20 protein-coding genes and 1 pseudogene are annotated in these 23106 nt (G+C 76.4%); 12 read left to right on the forward strand and 9 right to left on the reverse strand.

From position 1 onward, the window contains the following. Positions 1-384: 384 nt before the first annotated feature. The gene (gene pgm / locus ACI8AC_RS22650) at positions 385-2016 is read right to left on the reverse strand and encodes a phosphoglucomutase (alpha-D-glucose-1,6-bisphosphate-dependent) (RefSeq protein ID WP_456900107.1); all 1632 of its coding nucleotides are present in this window, start codon (positions 2014-2016) and stop codon (positions 385-387) included. A gap of 206 nt (positions 2017-2222) precedes the next feature. On the opposite strand from pgm, the gene ACI8AC_RS22655 reads away from it, so the two are divergent. Genes ACI8AC_RS22655 through ACI8AC_RS22670 form a run of 4 tightly spaced genes read left to right on the forward strand, consistent with a single transcriptional unit; the run spans position 2223 to position 5903 of the window. Then, complete coding sequence (locus ACI8AC_RS22655; RefSeq protein ID WP_456900108.1) at positions 2223-2849, forward strand: ABC transporter permease; 627 nt, start codon at positions 2223-2225, stop codon at positions 2847-2849. Continuing rightward, positions 2846-4072 (forward strand): betaine/proline/choline family ABC transporter ATP-binding protein, encoded by a 1227-nt coding sequence (locus tag ACI8AC_RS22660; RefSeq protein WP_456900109.1) that lies wholly within the window; start codon positions 2846-2848, stop codon positions 4070-4072. Before ACI8AC_RS22655 ends, ACI8AC_RS22660 begins: the two co-directional genes overlap by 4 nt. 2 nt (positions 4073-4074) lie before the next feature. Continuing rightward, entirely contained in the window at positions 4075-4854 is a 780-nt protein-coding gene (locus tag ACI8AC_RS22665; protein ID WP_456900110.1) for an ABC transporter permease, read from the forward strand. A gap of 59 nt (positions 4855-4913) precedes the next feature. Then, positions 4914-5903: a glycine betaine ABC transporter substrate-binding protein gene (locus ACI8AC_RS22670; RefSeq protein ID WP_456900111.1), complete on the forward strand. Its 990-nt coding sequence runs from the start codon at positions 4914-4916 to the stop codon at positions 5901-5903. Positions 5904-5979: 76 nt separating this feature from the next. Here the strand turns inward: ACI8AC_RS22670 and asnB are convergent, their stop codons facing one another. After that, entirely contained in the window at positions 5980-7473 is a 1494-nt protein-coding gene (gene asnB, locus ACI8AC_RS22675) for an asparagine synthase (glutamine-hydrolyzing) (protein WP_456900112.1), read from the reverse strand. Between the two features lie 192 nt (positions 7474-7665). Here asnB and ACI8AC_RS22680 point away from each other — a divergent pair, with 192 nt between their 5' ends. From ACI8AC_RS22680 to ACI8AC_RS22690, 3 genes and pseudogenes are all read left to right on the forward strand, one after another. Continuing rightward, entirely contained in the window at positions 7666-8439 is a 774-nt protein-coding gene (locus tag ACI8AC_RS22680; protein WP_456900113.1) for a glutamine amidotransferase-related protein, read from the forward strand. Positions 8440-8972: 533 nt separating this feature from the next. Next, a pseudogene (locus ACI8AC_RS22685) lies at positions 8973-9233 on the forward strand (PAS domain-containing protein); the annotation flags it as partial. Then, positions 9225-10124, forward strand: coding sequence for a diguanylate cyclase domain-containing protein (locus ACI8AC_RS22690; protein ID WP_456900131.1), 900 nt, complete (start codon positions 9225-9227; stop codon positions 10122-10124). The pseudogene ACI8AC_RS22685 and the gene ACI8AC_RS22690, both read left to right, overlap by 9 nt. Positions 10125-10158: 34 nt before the next feature. Here ACI8AC_RS22690 and ACI8AC_RS22695 read toward each other — a convergent pair whose 3' ends face one another. The 4 genes from ACI8AC_RS22695 to ACI8AC_RS22710 form a co-directional block, all read right to left on the reverse strand. Further along, positions 10159-10557 carry a VOC family protein gene (locus tag ACI8AC_RS22695; RefSeq protein ID WP_456900114.1) on the reverse strand — a complete coding sequence of 133 codons (399 nt, stop codon included), beginning with the start codon at positions 10555-10557 and terminating at the stop codon, positions 10159-10161. After that, the gene (locus ACI8AC_RS22700) at positions 10554-11411 is read right to left on the reverse strand and encodes a helix-turn-helix domain-containing protein (RefSeq protein ID WP_456900115.1); all 858 of its coding nucleotides are present in this window, start codon (positions 11409-11411) and stop codon (positions 10554-10556) included. The genes ACI8AC_RS22695 and ACI8AC_RS22700 overlap by 4 nt, the downstream gene beginning before the upstream one ends. A 57-nt stretch (positions 11412-11468) precedes the next feature. After that, a complete protein-coding gene (locus ACI8AC_RS22705) occupies positions 11469-12308 on the reverse strand; it encodes an alpha/beta fold hydrolase (protein ID WP_456900116.1) in 840 nt (279 codons plus the stop codon). Between the two features lie 101 nt (positions 12309-12409). Next, entirely contained in the window at positions 12410-13501 is a 1092-nt protein-coding gene (locus tag ACI8AC_RS22710; protein ID WP_456900117.1) for a DUF3152 domain-containing protein, read from the reverse strand. A gap of 204 nt (positions 13502-13705) precedes the next feature. On the opposite strand from ACI8AC_RS22710, the gene ACI8AC_RS22715 reads away from it, so the two are divergent. Then, positions 13706-15445: a helicase gene (locus tag ACI8AC_RS22715; protein WP_456900118.1), complete on the forward strand. Its 1740-nt coding sequence runs from the start codon at positions 13706-13708 to the stop codon at positions 15443-15445. A 225-nt stretch (positions 15446-15670) separates the two neighbouring features. Next, positions 15671-17128, forward strand: a complete 1458-nt coding sequence (locus tag ACI8AC_RS22720; RefSeq protein ID WP_456900119.1) for a DNA polymerase IV — start codon at positions 15671-15673, stop codon at positions 17126-17128. Here the strand turns inward: ACI8AC_RS22720 and ACI8AC_RS22725 are convergent. Continuing rightward, the gene (locus ACI8AC_RS22725; RefSeq protein ID WP_456900120.1) at positions 17094-17375 is read right to left on the reverse strand and encodes a hypothetical protein; all 282 of its coding nucleotides are present in this window, start codon (positions 17373-17375) and stop codon (positions 17094-17096) included. The genes ACI8AC_RS22720 and ACI8AC_RS22725 overlap by 35 nt on opposite strands. A gap of 146 nt (positions 17376-17521) precedes the next feature. On the opposite strand from ACI8AC_RS22725, the gene ACI8AC_RS22730 reads away from it, so the two are divergent. After that, positions 17522-18112, forward strand: a complete 591-nt coding sequence (locus ACI8AC_RS22730; protein ID WP_456900121.1) for a class I SAM-dependent methyltransferase — start codon at positions 17522-17524, stop codon at positions 18110-18112. Here the strand turns inward: ACI8AC_RS22730 and ACI8AC_RS22735 are convergent, their stop codons facing one another. Together ACI8AC_RS22735 and ACI8AC_RS22740 are read right to left on the reverse strand one after the other, a co-directional pair. After that, positions 18113-19480 (reverse strand): CoA transferase, encoded by a 1368-nt coding sequence (locus ACI8AC_RS22735; protein WP_456900122.1) that lies wholly within the window; start codon positions 19478-19480, stop codon positions 18113-18115. Next, positions 19477-20661 (reverse strand): PucR family transcriptional regulator, encoded by a 1185-nt coding sequence (locus ACI8AC_RS22740; protein ID WP_456900123.1) that lies wholly within the window; start codon positions 20659-20661, stop codon positions 19477-19479. Before ACI8AC_RS22740 ends, ACI8AC_RS22735 begins: the two co-directional genes overlap by 4 nt. A gap of 94 nt (positions 20662-20755) precedes the next feature. On the opposite strand from ACI8AC_RS22740, the gene ACI8AC_RS22745 reads away from it, so the two are divergent. Together ACI8AC_RS22745 and ACI8AC_RS22750 are read left to right on the forward strand one after the other, a co-directional pair. Then, positions 20756-21856, forward strand: coding sequence for a ferredoxin reductase (locus tag ACI8AC_RS22745; protein ID WP_456900124.1), 1101 nt, complete (start codon positions 20756-20758; stop codon positions 21854-21856). 31 nt (positions 21857-21887) lie between these two features. Next, positions 21888-23087, forward strand: a complete 1200-nt coding sequence (locus ACI8AC_RS22750; RefSeq protein WP_456900125.1) for a fatty acid desaturase family protein — start codon at positions 21888-21890, stop codon at positions 23085-23087. Positions 23088-23106: the final 19 nt, after the last annotated feature.

Here is a 23106-nt window from a genome sequence, read left to right on the forward strand (position 1 = left end):
GTCGGCGACCGACGAGCGGGGCCCGCAGGGTCCCCGAGGAGGGATGCGGCCGAGCGGCTCGACGCAGGCCGGGACGGCACCTGGCCGCGGTCGGCGACCGACGAGCGGGGCCCGCAGGGTCCCCGAGGAGGGATGCGGCCGAGCGGCTCGACGCAGGCCGGGACGGCACCTGGCCGCGGTCGGCGACCGACGAGCGGGGCCCGCAGGGTCCCCGAGAAGGGATGCGGCCGAGCGGCTCGACGCAGGCCGGGACGGCACCTGGCCGCGGTGGGCGACCGACGAGCGGGGCCCGCAGGGTCCCCGAGGAGGGATGCGGCCGAGCGGCTCGACGCAGGCCGGGACGGCACCTGGCCGCGGTGGGAGGCCGGTAGGCCGACAGTGAACTCAGCCCAGCGCGGCGCCCACCACGGCCCGGGCCTCCTCCTGGACCCGCGCCAGGTGCTCCGGGCCGCGGAAGGACTCCGCGTAGACCTTGTAGACGTCCTCGGTCCCGGAGGGGCGGGCGGCGAACCAGGCGTTCTCGGTGACCACCTTGAGCCCGCCGATCCCGGCGTCGTTGCCGGGCGCCCGCGTCAGCTTGGCCACGATCGGCTCGCCGGCGAGCTCGGTGGCGGTGACGGCGTCCGGCGACAGCTTCCCCAGGGCCGCCTTCTCCTCCCGGGTCGCGGGGGCGTCGACCCGGGCGTAGGCCGACTCGCCGTACCGCTCGGTCAGCTCGGCGTGCAGCTGGGACGGCGAGCGCCCGGTCACCGCGAGGATCTCGGAGGCCAGCAGGGCCAGCAGGATGCCGTCCTTGTCCGTCGTCCACACGCTGCCGTCGCGGCGGAGGAAGGACGCCCCGGCGGACTCCTCGCCGCCGAAGCCGACCGACCCGTCGAGCAGGCCGGGCACGAACCACTTGAAGCCGACCGGCACCTCGACCAGGCGCCGGCCCAGGCCCTCGACCACCCGGTCGACGAGGGAGGAGGACACCAGCGTCTTGCCGACGGCGACGTCCGCGCCCCATTCCGGCCGGTGGGCGAACAGGTAGGAGATGGCGACGGCGAGGTAGTGGTTGGGGTTCATCAGCCCGCGGTCGGGGGTGACGATGCCGTGCCGGTCGGCGTCGGCGTCGTTGCCGGTGGCGACCTGGAAGCGCGCGCGCTCGCCGATGAGCGAGGCCATGGCCGACGGGGAGGAGCAGTCCATCCGGATCTTGCCGTCCCAGTCGAGGGTCATGAACCGCCAGGTCGGGTCGACCAGCGGGTTGACCACGGTGAGGTCGAGGCGGTGCCGCTCGGCGATGGCCGCCCAGTAGTCGACGCTGGCCCCGCCGAGGGGGTCGGCACCGATCCGGACGCCGGCGTCCCGGACCGCGTCGAGGTCGAGGACGGCGGGCAGGTCGTCGACGTAGTCGCCGAGGAAGTCGTGGGCGGTGGCCGCGGCGCGCGCCCGGGCGAAGGGCACCCGCCGGACGCCGTCGAGCCCCGCCCGCAGCAGCTCGTTGGCCCGGTCGGCGATGGCCTTCGTGGCGTCGGTGTCGGCCGGCCCGCCGGAGGGCGGGTTGTACTTGAAGCCGCCGTCACGGGGCGGGTTGTGCGACGGCGTGACGACGATGCCGTCGGCCGGCCCGGAGCTGCGGCCGCGGTTGGCCCGCAGGATCGCGTGCGACACCGCCGGGGTGGGGGTGTAGCGGTCGGCGGCGTCGACGAGGACGGTCACGTCGTTGGCGGCGAGCACCTCGAGGGCCGAGGCCCAGGCCGGCTCGGAGAGCGCGTGGGTGTCCCGGCCGAGGAACAGCGGGCCGTCGTAGCCCTGCGCCGCCCGGTACTCGCAGATGGCCTGGGTGGTGGCGAGGATGTGCGCCTCGTTGAAGGCCCCGTCGAACGACGACCCGCGGTGCCCGCTGGTGCCGAAGGCGACCTGCTGGGCGGGGTCCTCCGGGTCGGGCTGCCGGGTGTAGTACGCGGTCACCAGCGAGGCGACGTCGATGAGGTCGCGGGGTTCGGCGGGCTGTCCGGCACGCGGGTCGGTCATGCCGTCGATCCTGAACCCCCCCGGCCGGTCGCCGCGCGCCGAGGACGGGCAACGATCCGATTCCGATGACCGCGGGCGCGCCGTCCCCGGGTTGCGGACGCGGATCCTCCTCCGGGATCGTCGGCGCCGACCAGCGAGGACGGTCCCCTCCGGTTGGGTCGGAGGCGCCGACGAGGGGAGCCACGACCCTGGACTTCTTCGACTTCGTGTGGGATCGGCGGGACGACGTCCTGCAGCGCGGCATCGAGCACATCGGTGTCGTCGCGGTGTCGGTCGTGCTCTCCGCCGCGTTCGGTGTCCTGGTCGGGGTGCTGTCCTACCGCAGCCCCACGGCCCGCACCGCCGCCGTCGCGGTGACCGGTGCGTTCCTCACGATCCCGTCGTTCGCGCTGTTCGTCCTGCTGCTCGGCATCGTGGGCCTCGGGACGACCCCGGTGGTCATCGCGCTGACCATGTACGGGCTGCTCCCCGTGGTGCGCAACACGGTGACCGGCCTGCTGTCGGTCGACCCGGCGATCGTGGAGTCCGCGCAGGGCATGGGCCTGTCCCGGCGGCAGCGGCTGCTGCGCATCGAGCTGCCCCTCGCCTGGCCGATCGTGATGACCGGGATCCGCGTCAGCACGGTGATCCTCTGCGGCATCGCCGCCATCGGGGCGATCATCAACGGACCCGGGTACGGCAACTTCATCTTCACCGGCCTGGCGCGCGTCGGCGCACCCGTGGCGGTGGACCTCGTGCTGACCGGGATCGTCGGGGTGGTCGTCGTGGCCGTCCTCTTCGACGCCGTCTTCACCCTGCTGGGCAAGGTGACCACCTCGAAGGGCCTCCGATGACCGCACGCCCGCATGACGGCGCCCGGGCCGGCCGGGCCATGATCCGCCTCGAGAACCTGACGAAGACCTTCCCCGGCCAGGCGAAGCCGGCCGTCGACGACCTGACCCTGGACGTCCCCGAGGGGGAGATCGTCATCCTCGTCGGCCCGTCGGGCTGCGGGAAGACGACGACGATGAAGATGATCAACCGCATCATCGAGCCGACGTCCGGCCGGATCCTGCTCGGCGGCGAGGACGTCACCCACGGCGACCCCGACCAGCTGCGCCGGCGGATCGGCTACGTGATCCAGCAGATCGGGCTCTTCCCGCACATGACCATCGCCGAGAACATCGCCACGGTCCCCAAGCTGCTGGGCTGGGAGAAGGGGCGCGTCGACGACCGCGTCGACGAACTGCTCCAGACCGTGGGGATGGACCCCGCGACCTTCCGCGGCCGCTACCCCAAGGAGCTCTCCGGCGGTCAGCGGCAGCGCGTCGGCGTGGCCCGGGCGCTGTCGGCCGATCCCGACGTGATGCTCATGGACGAGCCGTTCGGGGCCATCGACCCGATCACCCGGGACCGGCTGCAGAACGAGTTCCTGCGGCTGCAGGCGGACGTGCGCAAGACCATCGTCTTCGTCACCCACGACATCGACGAGGCGATCAAGATGGGCGACCGGATCGCGATCCTGCGGGAGGGCTCGCGGGTCGTCCAGTACGACACCCCGGAGGCCGTCCTCACCCGGCCCGCCGACGACTTCGTGGCCGACTTCATCGGCCGCGGGGCGTCGCTCAAGCGACTCGGGCTGAGCCGGGTGCGCGACATCCGGCTCAGCCAGTGGCCGACCGTGCCGCAGGAGACCCCGGCGGAGCAGGCGCTGGACGTGCTGCGCGGGTCCGGGCGCAGCGCCCTGCTCGTGCTCGACGCGCAGGGCCGGCCGCGTCGCTGGGTCGGGGCAGCGGACCTGCAGCGGAGCGACGGGCAGCCGCTGGACCGGGTGGGACTGCGACCGGAGGCGCTCGTCGAGCCGCACGCCACGCTCAGCGACGCCCTCGACGAGCTGATCACGGCCCGCTACAGCGTCGCCACCGTCGTCGACCGCAACGGCGTCTACCAGGGCGTCGTGGACATCGACCGGATCACCGAGGCGATCCGGTCGATGCGCGACGACTCCGACCGGACGGCCCGGTACGCCCTGGACGAGGGCGAGGAGCCCGGCGCGACCACCGCGGGGGGGCGGTGACGGTGTCGGCACCGGCGGGCGCCGACCCGCTCGTCGGCACCGCGGGCAACCGGCCGCGACGGCCCTGGATCGGCTGGCTCGCGCTGCCGGCGGTGCTCGCCCTGGTGTGCCTGGTCCTGTGGCTCTACGTCGGCAGCCAGTCCCTGGACAGCATCGAGGCCCGCAGCCTCAACGCCGCCACGATCAGCGAGGCGGTCGTCCGGCACGTGCAGCTGACCGCGGTGTCGACGGTGCTGGTGGTGGGCCTGGCCGTCCCGCTCGGGATCCTGCTCACCCGGCCGTTCACCCGCCCGTTCCGCGGCGCGCTGCTCACCGTCGCCAACATCGGGCAGGCGGTGCCGACGATCGGGGTGCTGGCCCTGCTGGCCGTGGCCTTCCTGTTCCTCGGCTTCTGGTCGGCCGTCGTCGGGCTCGTGCTGTACGCCGTGCTGCCGGTGCTGCGCAACACGATGGTCGGGCTGGAGCAGGTCGACCCGGCCGTGCTCGAGGCCGGCCGGGGGATGGGCCTGTCCACGGGCCAGGTGCTGCGCCGGCTGGAGCTGCCGCTGGCCGTCCCGGTGATCCTCGCCGGGGTCCGGACGGCGCTGGTCATCAACGTCGGGACGGCGACCCTCGCCGCCTACATCAACGGCGGCGGACTCGGCACCCTGATCGTCGCCGGCTTCTCCACCAACCGCTTCCTGGTCTCGCTCACCGGCGCGGTGCTCACCGCCGTCCTCGCCCTGCTCGTGGACCACCTGGCGGGCGTCGCGGAGGACGTCCTGCGGCCGAAGGGCCTGTGACCTCTGTCCGCACCGCCACCCGACGACCCCGGAAACGACCCCGACAGAGAGGGACACCCATGACGACCAGGACCTGGTCCACGGCAGCAGCGCTGGGCCTCACCGCGCTGGTGGCCACGGCCTGCGGCGGAGATACCGACCTCAGCGACGCCGGCGGGGCCGGCGGGGCCGGCGGCGGAGGTGGGGGAGTCGCCGGCGGCGGGTCCATCGGCGAGGAGTACGACCTCTCCGGCGCCTCGTTCACCGTCGGGTCGAAGGAGTTCACCGAGTCCCAGCTCCTCGGCCAGATCACCATCGCCGCGCTGCAGGCCGCCGGTGCCGACGTCGCCGACCAGACCGGGCTGACCGGCACCGACACCGTGCGGGCGGCCCTGGAGAGCGGCGACATCGACATGTACTGGGAGTACACCGGGACCGGCTGGGTGAACATCCTCGGCAACACCACCGAGGAGCTCCCGGAGGACCTCGCCTCGGCGGTGGCCGAGGCCGACGCCGCCAACGGCGTGGCCTGGCTCGAGCCGGCGCCGTTCGAGGACACCTACCGCATCGCCACCACCGCCCAGTTCGCCGAGGAGAACGGCCTCGAGACGACCAGCGACGTCGCCGAGTTCGTCCGGGCCAACCCGGAGCAGGGCACCCTGTGCGCGGCCAGCGAGTTCCTCAACCGGGACGACGGCCTGCCCGGCCTGCAGGAGGCGTACGGGTTCGAGTTCAGCGAGGTCGTGGAGCTCGACCTCGGGCTGATCTACACGCAGGTCGGTGAGAGCTGCAACTTCGGTGAGGTGTTCTCCACCGACGCGCGGATCCTCTCCAACGACCTCGTCGTGCTCGAGGACGACCAGAACTTCTTCGTCCCCTACAACGGCGCGCTGACCGTCCGCCAGGAGGTGCTCGACGAGAACCCCGAGATCGCGGAGATCATGGCGCCGATCAGCGAGCAGCTCACCGACGACGTGATCACCGGTCTCAACTCCCAGGTGGACAACGAGGGCCAGGAGATCCCCGAGGTCGCCCGGGAGTTCCTCCGGGAGAACGGGTTCATCGACTGACGGGTCGCGCCCACGGTGCGGGCGGGGCCCAGGGCGTCGTCCACGGCTCCGCCCGCGTCCGGAGGTCGCGGGCGGCTCAGGCGACCTCACCGAGCCGCCCGGCGGTCCACCTCCCGGCGACCGCCGCGACGTGGGCCACCATCTCCGGCTCGGCCACGCCGGCCAGGACGGCCTCGAGCGGTCGGTCCCCGGCGGACGGCCAGTGGTCGGCCAGCGCCCGGTCGACGAGGTCCCCGATGCCGGTGCCCTCGTCGAACTGCGCCTTGGTGCGCCACACGATCTGCGGTGGCAGCAGGTCGGCGACCGCCTCGCGCAGGACCCACTTCTCCGGGCCGCCGGGCGGGAGTGCGAGGTCGACCGGGACCCGGAGAGCCGTCCTGATGAAGTCCAGGTCGAGGAAGGGGACCCGGGCCTCGAGGCTGTGCGCCATGGTCATCCGGTCGACCCGTTGCAGGTTGATGGCGTGCATCTCGCCGAGGGAGCGCCGCAGCTCGGCGTGCAGCAGCTCCCTGGGGACGTCGGCGTGGTAGCGGTAACCCGCGAACAGCTCGTCGGCGCCCTCCCCGGTGAGCACCACCTTGACGTGCCGGGCCGCGAGCTCGGCGACGAACCAGGTCGGTACGGCGCTGCGGACCAGGTCGGGATCGGTCGACTCCAGCGACCAGACGATGCGTGGCAGCGCCGCCGCGACCTCCGCCGGGTCGACCACCCGCTCGTGGTGGACGGTCCCGAGGTGCTCCGCCACCTGGCGGGCGGCGGCCAGGTCCGGGCTGCCCGGGAGCCCCACGGCGAAGGTGTGCAAGCGCGGCACCCGCCGGGCCAGGAGGGCGCAGATGGCGCTGGAGTCCAGCCCGCCGGAGAGGAAGGCACCCACCGGCACGTCAGCCATCAGGTGGCGGTCCACCGAGCGCTCCAGGGCGGTCCGCACCGACCGGACGTGGGCGGCCGCCGGCCGTTCCTGTGGCTGCGGGTCGGGGATCGCGCCGAAGCGGGAGACGCCGCTGCGCGAGGACCACAGCGTCCCGGGCGCCAGGGGCCGGACCTCGCGGGTGCCGGTCGGGAGGGCCTTGACCTCCGAGGCGAACACGGTGTCCTCGCCGCGCCGGCCCAGGTAGAGGGGCTTGATGCCCACGGGATCCCGGCCGAGCAGCAGCTCGCCGTCCCGCTGCACGGCGAAGGCGAACATCCCGCGCAACCGGGCAGCCGCGGCGGCGTCGGCGGCGAGGTCGGCCGGACCGTCGGGGCCGGGGTCCCGCCCGCCGAGCAGGTGCAGCACCACCTCGCTGTCCGAGCCGGTCCGCCAGGGCCGGCCGGCCAGCTCCCGGCGCAGTTCGGGGGCGTTGTAGATCTCGCCGTTGACCACGACGACGACCTCGGAGGGGCCGGAGCGGTCGACGATCGGTTGCCCCCCGCGCTCCAGGTCCACGATCGACAACCGCCGGTGGCCGAGCACCGACCGCCCGGCCTCGTGCAGCCCCGCGTCGTCGGGCCCGCGGTGGGTGAGCGCCGCCGTCATGGCCGCGACGTCCGCGGGCGGCACCGCGCCCCAGCCGCCTGCGATACCGCACACCCGAGCAGGCCCCTTCCCGACCGGTGGAGCACCGGTCTCCCCCGACGGTAGGTCGGTCGGGCACCCCGCGCGCGCCGGTCCCCGAGGGGGATGCCGACTCGTGACCGGGCGGTAACCGCGTCGACCCCTGGCCGGCGGGGCCGACCGCCATCCTGTGCGCTGCGCCTCCTCGGGCGCCGGGACGGGGGGGCCGTGGAGGCAGTGGTCTGGCAGGGCAGCGGTGAGGCGCGGCCCGGGGTCCCGTGGGGACTGCCGATCGAGCGGCGGCTGGCCCAGCTGGGCTGGCGGGTCACGCGCATCCCCTGGGACGACGAGGGAGGCGGGCACCGGGGCCGGCCCGACGTCCTCCACGTGTTCAGCGGCGGGCTGGAGCCGGTCTCCTCCGGGTCGGCGGCCATGGCCGACCGACTGGCCGCCGTCGCGGCGGCGCTGGAGACCGCCGGGCGTGACCGCTGCTCCGTGGTCGGGATCTGCCTGGGTGCGCAGATGATCGCCGCAGTCGCCGCGGGCCTCACCCCGCAGCCGGTCGGTGGCGGCGGCGAGGCCGGCCTCACCGCGCTGCGAGGGCACACCCCCGGGACGCCGGACCTGGTGGTGGCCACCGCCCACGTGGCCGAGGTGCCGGCCGCCCTGCTCACCCGGCCCGGCGTGCGGCACCTGTGGAGCAACCCGGTCACCACCGTGCAGGGCTTCGCGCTGGGCGAGCGGGTCGTCGGGGTGCAGTTCCACCCCGAGTTCTCGGCACACGAGGGCCGGTGGGCGGCGCGGTCCTTCCGGGCGGCGCTGGGCGCCCGACCGGCCCGGGCCCCTGCACGGGACGTGGACCCGGCGCACGCGCTGCGTGCGGTGCTGCACGAGGCCGCGGCGTCCCGCTCGGCCGGCGTCCCGGGTCCGGTGGTCCTCCTCCCCGCGGCGGCGGAGCCCCGAACCGCCACCGGTGCAGCGGCGGTCCTCGCGGCGGTCTGAGCGGGAAGGCCTGTGCGCGCGAGCCGGCGGGCGGTGCGGCTCCTCCCTCGGGGGGAGGGCACCCGGCCGGGGGCTCAGCGCGGACCGCCCGGTTCCCGATCCTCCTCCCGTGACCGAGAGCCCGAAGCCCGAGGACCGCGCGGCGGTGCTGGCCGAGCTGACCCGCCGGCCGCGCTCCGTCCTGGCCGCCCTGGCACCCGACGGCGTCGTGCTGCCCGTCCCCGGATCGCTGGGCGTGCCCGCGGACCGGGCCCTCGCCGCACCGGCGGAGCGGGCCACCCTGCTCGACGCCATCCTGCCCGTCGACCGGATCGCGGTGGCCGAGGCCTGGGATCGCACCGCGCGGCGCGGCATGGGCATGGGCATGGCCACCGTGCACACCGTCGAGGACCCCGACCAGCAGCTGACGCTGACCTTCCTCGACGTCCGGGACAGCCACGGGGTGCTCGTCGGCGTCTTCGACCCCGTGGACGCGAGCGACCGTCCGCAAGAACCTCACCGCCGTCACCACCGGCTGCCACGCCCGGACCACCGGCATGCTGGGCTGGACCGAGGACGAGCTGGTCGGCCGGCGCACCACCGAGTTCCTGCACCCGGACGACGTCGACCGCGCGGTCGCCGGCTGGATGGAGCTGCTGGCCTCCCAGGACACCCAGCGGATCCGGCTGCGGCACCGCCGCAGCGACGGCAGCTGGGCGTGGCTGGAGCTGGAGAACCGCTACGTCGCCGCGGACGACCCCGCCGACGCCTCCGTGCTGACCGAGATGACCGACATCTCCGACGAGATGGCCGCCCAGGAGGCGCTGCACCGGTCGGAGCGGCTGCTGCGCCGGCTGGCGGAGTCGGTGCCGCTGGGCGTGCTGCAGCTGACCACCGCCGGCGAGGCCGTCTTCGCCAACGCCCGGCTGGCCGGTCTCCTCGGCGTCCCCGAGGTCACCGGCCTGGCCGACCTCGAGGCGGCGCTCACCGAGCCGTCGCGGGCGGTGCTGGCCACGGCGCTGCGGTCGACCTTCGAGGACGGCGCGGACGGCGACCTGGAGCTCGCCCTGCGCCTGCCGGGCAGCGGCGAGGCCCGGGTGGTGGCGGTGACCCTGGCCCCGCTCGGCGACGAGGAGGGCACGCCGGGCGCGCTGCTGTGCCTGACCGACGTGACCGAGAGCGCGCGCATGCGCGGCGAGCTGACCGAGCGCGCCACCCGCGACGCGCTCACCGGGTGCCTCAACCGGGCGGCGACCCTGGCCGCGCTCGCCTCCGCGCTGGAGGGCAGCGCGCTGACCGCCGTGGTCTTCGTCGACCTCGACGAGTTCAAGCCGGTCAACGACCGCTACGGGCACGCGGCCGGGGACGCCGTCCTGCGGCTGACCGCCGCGCGGCTGGCCGGCGTGCTGCGGCGGGGTGACGTGGTCGGCCGGATGGGCGGCGACGAGTTCCTGCTGGTCGCCCCGGGGCTGGAGTCGGCCGGGTCGGCCGCGGCGCTGGGGCAGCGGGTGCGCGAGGAGCTCGCCCGGCCGGCCGTGCTGGCGCACGGCCCGGTGAGCGTGCGGGCCAGCATCGGCGTCGCGGTGGCCGGACGGGGGTCCACGCCGGAGGCGCTCGTGCACCGGGCCGACGAGGCGATGTACGCCGCCAAGCGGGCCGGCCGGGGCGGCGTCGTCCTGGACGGGGCCGCGGACGCCGCGCGCTGACACCGGTCGCCGGGACCGGTCCACCGCGGCCGGTTCAGGCGCGGGGGTGGCCGCGGTAGTCGCCGACGCTCCAGGCGTTCCCCTCCGGATCGCGGACGGAGAACTCCTTGCCGCCGTAGGGGACGTCGGCCAGCGGACGGGTGACCGCCGCCCCGGCGGCGACCACGCGGTCCCACACGGCGGCGACGTCGTCGGTGACCAGGTAGGCGCCGGTGGTCCCCGGCTGCACCGGCCAGCCGCCGTCCTCGCGGGCCGAGCCCAGCATCACCCCGCCGCCGGGTGGCCAGGCCAGCTCGGCGTGGGTGACGAGGTCGCCGTCCCGGACGACGAGGGTCTCCTCGAACCCGAGGACGTCGACCAGCCAGCGGATCAGGGCGGGGGCGTCGGCCGCGCGGAAGGCGGGCCACACGGTGGGGGGCGGGGTCGCTGTCATGCCCCCGACCCTGCCGCCCGGGCGGGGGCCGCGTCTTGGACGAATCCGAGCTCGGCGGCCAGCCAGCGGGTGGGGGAGAGCCCGCTGAAGGCCCGCCAGTCCCGGGTCAGGTGCGACTGGTCGGCGTAGCCGGCCGCCGCGGCGAGCGCGGCGAGGTCCGGCGCGCCGCCCCGGGCCACCCGGCCGGCCAGCGCCCGGCGGGCCCGGTCGAAGCGGACCACCCGCGCGGCCTCCTTGGGCCCGAGCCCGGTCTCCGCGCGGAACCGGTGCGTCAGGTGGCGTTCCGACCACCCCACCCGGGCGGCCACCTCGGCCACCCGCAGCCGGCCGCCCGACGCCAGGGTGAGCCGCCAGGCCTCGGCGACCTCGGGGGCCGGCCCGGCCGCCGGCCGGACCACCCCCAGCAGCAGCTCCTCCAGGACGGCGAAGCGGGCCGGCCAGCCGCGCGCGGCCCGGACGCGGTCCAGGAGCTCCGCGGCGGGCCCGCGACCGAGGACGTCGTCCAGCCCCACGTCCACGGAGGCCAGCTCCGCCGCCGGCGTGCCGAGCAGCGCCCGGGCGCCGAGCGGGGTCAGCCCGAGCTGGACGCCCTCCTGCCGGCCGGGGTGGGCGATGAGGGCGGGCCGGGTGTGCAGCCCGCCGAGGACGGTGTCGAAGGAGCCCGGGGGCTGGCCCGGGTCGGCGTGCGCGACCACCTCCAGCGGCGCGTCGAGGGGCAGGACCAGGGTGAGGGACGGCGAGGGCAGCCCGCGGTGGACGGCGGGCGGCAGCCCCTCCTGCCGGTAGCCCACCGCCTCGGCGACCAGCCCGCGCAGGGCCGGGTGCGGCCGGTGCACCACGAACTCGCTGGTCACGGTCCCGAGGATGGCAGCCCGCGCGGCCCCGCTCCAGGCGTCGTCCCGCCGGGGCGCTCAGCGCTCGACCTGCTCCAGGAATCGCCGCAGCGTCTCGAGGAAGACCTCGGGCTGCTCCGAGTGCACCCAGTGACCGGCGTTCTTGACCCGCACGAGCCGGGTGCCGGGGCACAGCTCGTCCATGCGGTCGCGGTCCTCGGGGAGCACGTAGTGCGAGTTCGCGCCCGCGATCCACAGCACCGGGCCCTCGTAGCGCGCCCCGGGCGGCGGCTCGGGGAACCCCCGCAGCGCCTCCAGGTCCCGCTCCAGCACCTCCAGGTTCAGGCGCCAGCGCCAGCCGCCGTCCGGCCCGACCCCGTCGCGCACCAGCGACTGCAGGAGGAAGGAGCGCACCATCCGGCTGGGGACGGCGGTGCGCAGGGCCGCGTCGGCGTCCTCCCGGCTCTCCAGCGCGTCGAGGTCGAGGGCGCGCATCGCGGCGATGAACCCGGCGAACGGCGCGGCCTCCTCGTCCGGGTCGCCGGTGCGCCCGCCGGAGACCGGGTACTCGGTCGGCGCGACGTCCACGACGACGAGCGCCCGCAGCAGGTCGGGGGAGTGCAGCGCCAGCTGGAGGGCGACCTTGCCGCCCATCGAGTGCCCGACCAGGGTCACCGGTTCCCCGAAGGACGCCAGCTCGGCGGCGACCATCTCGGCCATGTCCACGTAGTCGACCCGGTCGGTCCAGGGCGAGTGGCCGTGGTTGGGCAGGTCGAGCAGGGTCACCCGGTGGTCGCCGGCCAGCCCCTTGGCGATCGTCGTCCAGTTGCGGCCCTGGCCGAACAGGCCGTGGACGAACACCACCCGCGGTCCGGAGTCCCCGAGCGTCCGCGCCGCCAGCCGTTCGTCCTCGCTCACCACCCCATCGAAGCAGCCCGGCGCGGCCGGTGACCGGCGGGCGGGCCGGGATCCGGGCGTCGGTGGGTGCGTCGGCCGGGCCGGCCGCGTACGCGGGGACCTCAGCCGCCGGGGAGCACCTCGGTGGTGTCGGTGGCCATGTCGTACCGGATGGACCCGCCCTCGAAGTCGCTGCGCCGTCCGCCGGGGACGGCGTACTCGCCGCTCACCGGGTAGCCCAGGACGCTCTGCTCGCGGCCCATCGACGCCCACCGGGCCTGGATGGCGCCGTAGACCTCGTGCGCCCCGGTCTGCGGCGTCCAGTGGACCGTGCCCCCACCGGAGCCGGCGAACTCGTTGTAGCGCCCCCGGCCGTCGGGGGTGGAGAGCTCACCGGTCAACGGGTAGCCCAGCGGGCCGGCCGCGCCGCCGAGCACGCGGTAGCGCACGCCGACGGCCCCGTACACCTCGTGCGTGCCGGTGGCCGGGGAGGAGACGATGTCGCCGTTCCAGAAGCCCTGGAAGGCGCCGACGCCGACCCCGGTCGGCTGCTCCCACGTCACCGGGGGGCCGAGCACGCCGCCCTCGGCCCCCATCGCCCGGTAGTGCGTCTCGATGCCCGACCAGGCCACCGGGACCCCCCACCGACGCCCCACCTCCTCGCGCTCGGCGATCGTCGGCCAGACGTTGGCCCGGCAGCCCTGCAGCGAGATGGACTGCTGCTGCATCACCCAGGCCGTGCGGCCCTGCGTCGGGCAGTCGGTGTGCCCCAGGCCCAGCCAGTGCCCGACCTCGTGCAGGACCACGTACCGCTGGTAGGCCTCCAGGCCGTGCGGCCAGGAGGCGGTGCCCAGCCGCCACCGCTCGTCGTTGACGTACACCGTGCGGCCGACCCGGCAGCTCCAGGTGGCGCTGCAGCCGGGGGAGGCGGCGGCGACGACCGCGGGGGAGGCCAGGACCAGGTCGAAGTCGCTGCCGCCACCCACCTCCCGGAACGCCAGCGTGCCCCCGAGGGCCCAGCCCCGGGCGTCGGCCAGCGTCTCCCGGGCCACCGCGGCGAACCGGCCGACGTCCCCCTGCACCGCTCCCCGGCTGGAGACGGTGTAGGTGATCGTCCGCTCGGCGGCCGCGGCGGGCGCGGGTGCGAGCAGCCCGGCGACGAGGAGGGCGGGCACGGCGGCCAGCACGAGCAGCAGGCGGGCGGGTCGGCGCATGGGCGGGCACCTCGCGGCGCAGCCGTCGGTGGGGACGCACGTGCGCATCGGTCGACGTCGTGGCCGGCGGCGGCTCCGCGGTGGGACCTCCGGCTCGGGGCCCGGCGACCGTATCGCCCGGGCCCCGCGGCGCGCACCCCCCCGGTGCGCCTGCCCCGGGCCGCCGGCACCGGCGTCTACGGTCCCCCGGACCGAGGGAGGACCATGCCCGGACGGCGACGGCGGACGACCCGCAACGGCACCGGCAGCACGAGCGGCGGCAGGACGCGCACCGCGACCCCCCGCCGGCGGGCACCCGCCCGGCGGACGGCGGTGCCCGCCGCGGAGCCGCCGGTCGCCGGGCCGGGGGAGCGGGTGTGGGTGCTCGCCGTCCCGTTCCGCGCCCCGGCCCCCGGGGCGCAGTGGCGGGCCGACCTGCAGGCGCACGTGTGGATCGGCCGGGAGCTGCCCGCCGAGCTCGTCGCCTACGACCCGCCGCCGTACAGCGCCGAGCGGTACCTCGAGGACGAGCTCAACGCGGTCCCCCGGCCGTTGCCGGCCGCCCGACCGCTGACCCCGCGGCCGCAGCAGGTCGAGGGGGCCGTGGCGATCGCCGCCTCCGCCGCGGCCGGCGACCGCGTCTTCCTGCTCGGCGACGACCCGGGGGTGGGCAAGACGGGCACCGCCGTCCTCGCCGCCCGTGCGGTGTGCGCGGCCCGCGGCGGGTCGCGGGTGCTGGTGGTGGCCGACCGGCCGGCCGCGATCACCGTCCCGCACTGGACCCGCTCGATCGCCGGCTTCGGCGACGGCGGGCTGCGCTGGTGCGTGACCACCTGGGACCGGCTGGCCAAGGTGCGGGCGCACCGCTTCGACGTCGTGATCGCCGACGAGGCGCACATGGTCCGGCACACCACCACCCAGCGGTGGAGGCACTGGAAGGCCGTCTCCGGTGGCGGCCGGGCGAAGGACGCCCCGTTCGTCGTCGCCGCGACCGCCACCCCCGCGCACAGCCCGCTGGAGCTGCCGTACCTGGCGCCGCAGCTGGCCCGGCGGGCGGCCGAGCCGCTGCGCGCCTGGGCCGACCTGCCCGCACGGCTGGCCGCGCACGGGTTCCACGTGGAACGGGGCCGCTACGGCTGGGCCTGGACCGAGGACCCGGACGAGCGGCGCGCCGACCTGGCCCGTCTGCAGGAGTGGCTCGCCGGCGGTGACCCGCCCGCGGCGCTGCACCGCCCGGCCCCCTGGGGCCCGGTGTCGGTCACCGGCACCCCGGTCGCGCTGACCCCGGCCGAGCGGGCGGCCTACGAGTCGGGGTGGCAGGAGTTCCGGGCGGAGATGCGGCTGGCCCGCCGCGCCCGGCAGAGCGCCCGCGGCCGCGCCGCGCTGCTGCGGTTCCGGCAGAAGGCCGGGCTGATCCGCGTGCAGGCCACCGTCGACTGGGTCCGGGCGCAGGTCGAGGCCGGCCGGCAGGTCGCGGTGTCGGTGGAGTTCGTGGAGACCGCCGCCGACCCGATCCGGGAGGCGCTGGAGGACGCCGGGATCGCCGTCGCCTGCATCTACGGCCGGGACCGCTTCGAGGTCGAGGCCGAGCGGCTGCGGTTCCAGGGCGGGCAGGCCCCGGTGTGCGTGTTCACGGTGACCGCGTCGATCAGCCTGCACGCCGGCGAGCTGCTGCCCGACGGCTCGTCGGCGTCCGGCGCACCGCGGGTCGGGCTGTTCCACCAGCCGCGGTTCTCCGGCATCCAGGCCCGGCAGGTCACCGGCCGCACCCACCGCGACGGGCGGGTCTCGCCGTGGCGGGTGGCCTTCGCCGAGGACACCGTGGAGGAGCAGGTCGCCCGTGTGATGGTCGAGCGGCTGGCGGTCAGCGGGTCCACGGCGGGCGCGGACACGTCGTCCCTGCGGGAGATCGCCGAGCTGCTCGACGCCGACTGGCTGCCGCAGGCCGCGCTGACCGACGGCTGAGCAGCCACCCCCGAGCGGCCCGCCACCCGGGTCCGCGACGCGTCGATCATGGGCATGTGGCCGCGGGACACGCCGTCCGGCGGCGTGTCGCGGGCAACACCGCCATGATCATCGCCGCCGGGGTGCGGCGGGGGTCGACACGGGGACGGCTCCGACGCCGGGGGACGCCGTCGCAGCACCGCCGGGGAGGATGGGGCCGGCACCGGGGGGATCGAGGAGGCGGCCGTGCGGCGGGAGGCGAGCGTCCTGCACCTGGACCTCGACGCGTTCTTCGCCGCGGTCGAGCAGCGGGACAAGCCCTCGCTGCGCGGGCGCCCCGTCGTGGTCGGCGGGACCGGCGGGCGCGGGGTGGTGGCCACGGCGTCCTACGAGGCCCGGGCCTACGGGGCCCGCTCGGCGATGTCCACCGCCGAGGCGCGGCGCCGCTGCCCGCCGGGGACGGCGTTCCTGGGCGGCCGGTTCGGCGCCTACCGGCGGACGTCGGACGCCGTCATGGCCCTGCTGCGCGAGCTGTCCCCGCTGGTGGAGCCGGTCTCCCTCGACGAGGCCTACGTCGACCTGGGTGCCGGTCCCGGGCACGACCTCTCCGTGGCGGGGGTGACCGCCCTCGGCCGGGAGCTCAAGGCCCGCATCGCCGAGGCCACCGGCGGGGTGACCGGGTCGGTGGGCATCGGGTCGTCGAAGCTCATGGCCAAGATCGGCTCGGACCTCCAGAAGCCCGACGGGCTGGTCGTCGTCCCCCCGGGCGGGGAGCTCGCGGTGCTGCACCCCCTGCCGGTCACCCGGCTGGGCGGGGTCGGCCCGGCGACCGCCGAGCGGCTGCGCCAGGTCGGGGTGCGCACGGTGGCCGACCTGGCCGCGAAGTCGCTGGCGGACCTGGTGGCGCTCGCCGGCCGGGCCCACGGCACCGGCCTGCACGCCCTGGCGCGGGCCGAGGACGACCGCCCGGTGGTCGCCGAGCGGGAGGCCAAGTCCGTCTCGCAGGAGGAGACCTTCGAGCGCGACCTCACCGACGTCGGCCTCCTCGGCCGGGAGATCGACTCGATGGCCACCCGGGTCGCCGGCCGGCTGCGCACCGCCGCCCTGTCCGGCCGCACCGTCACGCTCAAGCTCCGCCGCTACGACTTCACCACGCTGACCCGGTCGCAGACCCTGCCCCAGCCGACCGACGACCCCCGCGTGGTGGCCGGGATCGCCCGGCGGCTGCTCGCCGAGGCGGGGACCGGGGGCGGGTTGCGGCTGCTGGGCGTCGGCGTCTCGGGGTTGTCCCCCTACGCGCAGGGCGAGCTGTTCGGCGGGTCCGACGACGTGCCGGCCGGGCCCGCACCGGACGCGGACACGGGCGCCGACACCGGCACCGACACGGCCGGCCTCGACGTCGAGGCCGCCGAGGACCCGCCGTCCCCGGCGGACCGGCGGTGGTGGCCGGGCCAGGACGTCCGCCACGACGGGCTGGGCGCGGGCTGGGTGTGGGGCCGGGGGCTGGGCCGGGTGACCGTGCGGTTCGAGGGCCCGCTCACCGCACCCGGTCCGGTGCGGACGCTGGCCGCCGACGACCCGGCGCTGCACCCGGCCGACCCCCCGGACTGGCGGCCGGTCCCCGCGGACGGGGACGACCCGCCCGGGCCGGTCAGCGGTCCCGGGCCGGTCAGCGGGCCAGGGCGACCCAGCCCCGGACCGTGAGGTCGCGGTCCACCGGCACGACGACCTGCTGGCCGAACGCGGTGAGCAGGTGCACGGTGTAGAGGCCGTCGTCGTCGACCTCGACGCGGTCGACCGCCGACCCCGGGTGCTCGGCCAGCGCGGCGGTCACCACGCGCACGGCCACCTCCGCCGCGGGGTCCCCGGGGAGGTCCGAGTCGAACGGCGGCAGCGAGGCCGACCGCATCCGCACCCGCCGACGGATCCTGCGCGCGGTGCTGGTGCCCATGACGGCCTCCCGTCCTCACGGCGACCCCCGGCGGGCCGACCGGCACCGAGCCTGGGCGGCGAACCTGTGACCTGGCTGGGGATCCCGTGGCAGAAGCCCGGGGATCCGCCCGCCGCGGCCCGCCCGGCATGCCGCAGGATCGGGCCGTGACGGAACGCAGCGCGTGGGTGCGCATGACCGAGCAGGACCCCGGCCACTCCACCGCCTACGTCGAGCGCTTCCGCAGGCTGGCCGCCGAGGGGTTCGACCTCGGCGGCGAGGCGCGCCTCGTCGACGCCCTGCTGCCCCGCGGCGCCCGCGTGCTCGACGCCGGCTGCGGCCCGGGCCGGGTCGGCGCCGTCCTGCACGCCGCCGGGCACCGGGTGGTCGGCGTCGACGTGGACCCGGTGCTCGTCGCGGCAGCGGAGACCGACCACCCCGGGCCGCGGTGGCTGGTCGGCGACCTGGCCGAGCTGGACCTGGGCGAGGCCTTCGACGCGATCGTCTGCGCGGGCAACGTGATGACGTTCCTGGCCCCCACCACCCGCGGCACCGTGCTGGCCCGCCTGCGCGGGCACGTCGCCGACGGCGGCCGGGCGGCGATCGGCTTCGGGGCCGGCCGCGGCTACCCCTTCGACGAGTTCCTGGACGACGCCCGCGCCGCCGGGTGGGCGCCCGACCTGCTCCTGTCCACCTGGGACCTGCGGCCGTTCACCGACGGCTCGGAGTTCCTGGTCGCCCTGCTGCGGCCCGCCTGATCAGCCCCGCACCCGCCACGCCGGGGGTGCGTCGCCGAGCCGCCGCGCCGGGGCGGTCCACGGCGGGGACCCCGGCGGGCCGACGAGCGTGACCTCACCGTCGGCCGACGGCAGCCGCACCAGCCAGGGCCCCGGGTCGGCCGGGGGGACGCCGTCCTCCGCGCCGGTCCGCGGGGCGGCCAGGAGCCAGGCGGCGGTGCGGGCCAGGGAGAGCTCCCCGTGCCAGCCGCCGCCCTCGGCCCGCCGCCGGTGCAGCGCCGCCAGCACGGTGGCCGCCGCCAGGTGGCCGGTGGCGTGGTCGAGGGCCTGCGCCGGCAGCACCCCCGGGGCGGCCCCGTCCCCGCACACCGCGGCGATCCCGGTGGCCGCCTGCACCAGCGAGTCGAACCCCCGGCGCCCGCCCCACGGCCCCTCGGTGCCCCAGGCCGACAGCCGGACCACGACCAGGTGCGGGTGCCGCTCGAGCAGCGCCTCCGGCGCGAGGCCCAGGCGGTCGAGCGCGCCGGGCCGGTAGCCCTGCACGACGACGTCCGCCGCGGCGAGCAGCTCGTCGGCGGCCCGCCGGCCCGCGGCGGAGGCCAGGTCGAGCACCGCGTGCCGCTTGCCGGGGCCGGTGTCGACCAGCTGCCCGGGGTCCTCGGGCAGCCGCGGGCCGTCGAGCCGGAGCACGTCGGCACCGTGGGAGGCCAGCGTGCGGGTGGCGACCGGCCCCGCGATCACCCGGGTGAGGTCCAGGACCCGCGGCCCCCCGGTCGCGGGCTCGCGCGGCGGGCCGGGGACGGCGCGGCGCAGCGCCACCAGCGACCGGCCGGCCACCGCCCGCCCCGGCGCGGAGGCGGCCCAGGCCCCGGGCTCCCGGACGGCGGCAGCCGCACCCCCGGCGGCCACCACCGCCGACTCCAGCTCGCCGGCGGGCGCCCGCGCCGCGGCCTGCGCGACGTCCGGCCCGAGGACGGCCAGCGCGGCCGCCCGGTGGTGCGGGTAGTTGGCGTGCAGGCGCAGCCAGCCGTCCGCGGTCGGCCAGAAGCGGGACAGCGGGTGGAACCCGGGGGCGACCGGCCGGCCGGCGACCGCGGCGTACCGCTCGCTGCGGAAGGCCAGCCCCACGGCGGCGGCGTCGAGGTCCAGCGGTGCGCCGGCGTCCGCCCGTGGGTCCGTGCCGGCGTCCGCACCCGGGTCCGCACCGCCGCCGAGGAGCCGCGCGGCCGCCAGCTGGGCGGCCACCGCGCCCAGCGCGAGGTCGGGCACCGGCAGCACGCCCCCGAGACCCGTCGCGCCGCGGACCCGCAGCGGGGGTGGCGCGCCGCCCGGCCCCAGGAGCGGCCAGACCTCGCCGAGCAGGCCGCTGCCGGCCGGGACGCCGGTCACGGCTCGCGCACCCCGAGCGCGAGGGTGAGCTCCAGGACGCTGCGGGGGTCCTCCAGCCGGGCGCCGAACAGCTCCCGCAGCTGGCCCATGCGGTAGCGGACGGTCTGCGGGTGCACGTACAGCTCGGCCGCGACCCGCTCGCGGCGGCCCTGGTGCAGCAGCCAGGAGCGCAGCGTCTCGGCCAGCTTCTCCCGCGGCCCGGGCGCCAGGCCCTCCAGCGGCGCCAGCACCTGGCAGCGCAGGTCGGTCAGCGCCTCGCCGTCGGCCCGCAGCACCAGCTCGGCCAGCCGGAGCTCGGTGTCGACCGGGTCGTCGCCGTCCGGGCGCAGCCCGAGCTGGCGGGCCCGCAGCGCCCGGGAGTACGACGTCCGGGCCTCCTGCCACGGCCGCGCCGGCCCCACCACCGCCTGGCGGCCCCGCAGCGCCCGCAGCAGGCCGGCCCGCGCCCGGCCCTCGGCGTCGGGGACCAGCAGCACCGCCCGGTCGGTTCCCGTCTCGGCGCCCGGCGCGTCGTCGCCGGCCTGGAGGGTGCGGGCGTCGAGCTGGGCCAGCGCGCCCCGGGCCCGCTCCTCGGGCAGCAGCACGGCGGTGAGGGTGCGCGGCGGGGTCCAGTCGGCCCGCTCGGCGGCGACCGCCAGGTCGTAGGCGGGGCCGCCGGTGAGGATCAGCCCGGCCAGCCGCTCCAGGTGCCGCCGGCGCGCCCAGCCGCTGCTGGCCAGCTGGTCGGCGTGGCCGGCCACGCTGGAGGCCGAGAGCTGGTCGATGTAGGCGAAGACCAGCTCGGCGAAGCGGGCCAGCCCCTCGACCGGCAGGCCGGCGGCCACCGCCGTCTCGGCCATGTGCCGCCAGGCCACCCGGGCGCCGACCCGGTAGGCGGCCAGCAGGGCGTCCATCGACCGGCCGTTGCGGGCCTCGCCGCGGCCGAGGGCGTACGCGCCCTCCAGGGCCGGGCCGATGGGCCGGCTCGCGTCGGCGCCACCGGTGGCCGCGGCCAGCTCCAGGAAGCCGCCGAGGGCGAGGGCGACGGCCTTCTCGATGGACCGGCCCATGTCGCCCCGGAAGGCCTCCGTGTAGCTCGGGACCTCCACGACGATCGCCGCCACCGTCTCCCCGGCCACCGCCGGGAGGTCGGCCCGCATCGCCTCCGCGACCTCCGGCGGGAAGGCCCGATCCGGCGTCATACCACCTCCCGTTGTTCACGGGGAACAATATCCGGTCCGACGTTCACGTCGAGAGCACAGGTAATTGCACACCCTGCTGGGAACGATCAGAAGCATGACCGCGACCGTCCCGCGCCCGTCCCCGGCCCGGCCGGCCCTGAGCGCGCTGCGCGACCGGGCGCTGCGCCTCGCCGAGCTCGTCACCACCCCCGTGCTGCCCGCCGACTACCTCGACATGGTGAACCCCCTGCGGGCCGGCACCGACCTGCGCGGCCGGATCGAGGCCGTGCAGCAGGAGACCCGGGACGCCGCGACGCTCGTCATCCGGCCCGGTGCCGACTGGCGGCCGCACGTGCCCGGGCAGTGGATCCGGATCGGCGTGGACGTCGACGGTGTCCGGATGTGGCGGGCCTACTCGCTGACCTCCGACCTCACCCGCGCCGACGGCTGCATCAGCATCACCGTCAAGGCCATCCCCGGCGGCAAGGTGAGCAACCACCTCGTCCACCGGGTGCGGCCCGGCACGCTGGTGCACCTGGACCAGGCGACCGGTGAGTTCGTGCTGCCCGACGCGCGGCCGGAGAAGGTGCTGTTCGTGACGGCCGGGTCCGGCATCACCCCGGTCATGGGCATGCTGCGCAACCACCCCGAGCTCGACGACGTCGTCCTCGTGCACTCCGCGCCCACCCCGGACGACGTCGTCTTCGGGGCCGAGCTCCGGCAGCTGGCCGCCGCCGGCCGGATCCGGCTGGTCGAGCAGCACACCGACACCGCCGGCCTGCTCGACCCGGCCGGGGTGGCCGCGCTCGTGCCCGACCACGCCGAGCGGGCGACCTGGGCGTGCGGCCCGGTGGCCATGCTCGACGCGCTGCAGGAGCACTGGGACGCCGCCGGGCTCGGCGAGCGCCTGGTCACCGAGCGGTTCCGCCCGGCGGTCGCCGCGACCGGCGAGGGCGGCACGGTGTCGTTCACCCGCACCGGCGCGACCGTCGAGGCCGGCGGCGCCACCCCGATCCTCGACGCCGCCGAGGAGGCCGGCGTCCTCATGCCCAGCGGGTGCCGCATGGGCATCTGCTACGGCTGCGTGCTCCCGCTGCGCGAGGGCGCCGTCCGCGACCTGCGCACCGGCGAGGTCACCACGGCCGCCCCGGGCGACGGCGTGATCGTCCAGACCTGCATCAGCGCCGCCGCCGGCGCCTGCTCCCTCGACCACTGACCTCCCTCCCCCGAACCCGAGAGGCCTGCCCGTGACCGTCCTGCAGAAGAAGCCCGTCAACCCGATCGCCCACCTCACCGCCGACGACATCGAGCTCATCGGCAAGGAGCTCGACGAGATCCGCCAGGGGGTCGTCGACTCCCGCGGGGAAGCCGACGCGCGCTACATCCGCCGCGTCATCGACGTCCACCGCAAGATCGAGCTCGGCAGCCGCGCCGTCCTGCTGGCGTCGGGGTTCGCCCCCGCGTGGGTGCTCGGGACCATCGGCCTGTCGGTGGCCAAGATCCTCGAGAACATGGAGATCGGGCACAACATCCTGCACGGGCAGTGGGACTGGATGCGGGACCCGAAGATCCACTCCACGACGTGGGACTGGGACATGGCCAGCCCGGCCGAGCAGTGGAAGCACTCGCACAACGAGCTGCACCACACGTACACCAACGTCGTCGGCAAGGACAACGACCTCGGCTACGGCATCATGCGGGTCGACGAGGACCAGCCGTGGCAGCCGTTCCACCTCGGCCAGCCGCTCTGGAGCTTCATCAACGCCTGCTTCTTCGAGTACGGCATCGCCGCCTACGACCTCGAGCTGGCCGGGACCATCGCCAGGAAGCGGACCGGCGACCCGGAGTTCCGCGAGCGCGCCAGGGCCGTGCTGCGCAAGATCGGCAAGCAGGTGCGCAAGGACTACGTCGTCCACCCGCTGCTGTCGGGGCCGAACTTCGTCTCGACCCTGACCGCCAACTTCGTGGCCAACCTGGTCCGCAACCTCTGGTCGAACTCCGTCATCCTCTGCGGGCACTTCCCCGAGGGCGTGGAGACCTTCGAGAAGCGGTCGATCGAGGGCGAGACCCGCGGCGAGTGGTACCTGCGCCAGATGCTCGGCTCGGCCAACATCTCGGGGGCGAAGGCCATGCACATCATGACCGGGAACCTGTCGCACCAGATCGAGCACCACCTGTTCCCCGACCTGCCCAGCAACCGCTACGCCGAGATCGCGCCGAAGATCCGGGACCTGTTCGAGCGGTACGGGCTGAACTACCACACCGCCCCGCTGCCGCAGCAGGTCGCGTCGGCCTGGCACAAGATCATCCGGCTGTCGCTGCCCAACGGCTGGCTGGAGCGGACGACGGCGCGCAACCTGCCGTCCCAGCTGGCGGTGCTGTGGAAGATGACCACCGGCGGGCCGCGGGTCCGCCGCCGGCTGCAGAAGGCGCTCGTGGCGGCCTGACCGCCGACGCCGAGAGGCC

The organism is Geodermatophilus sp. SYSU D00758 (assembly GCF_054049955.1).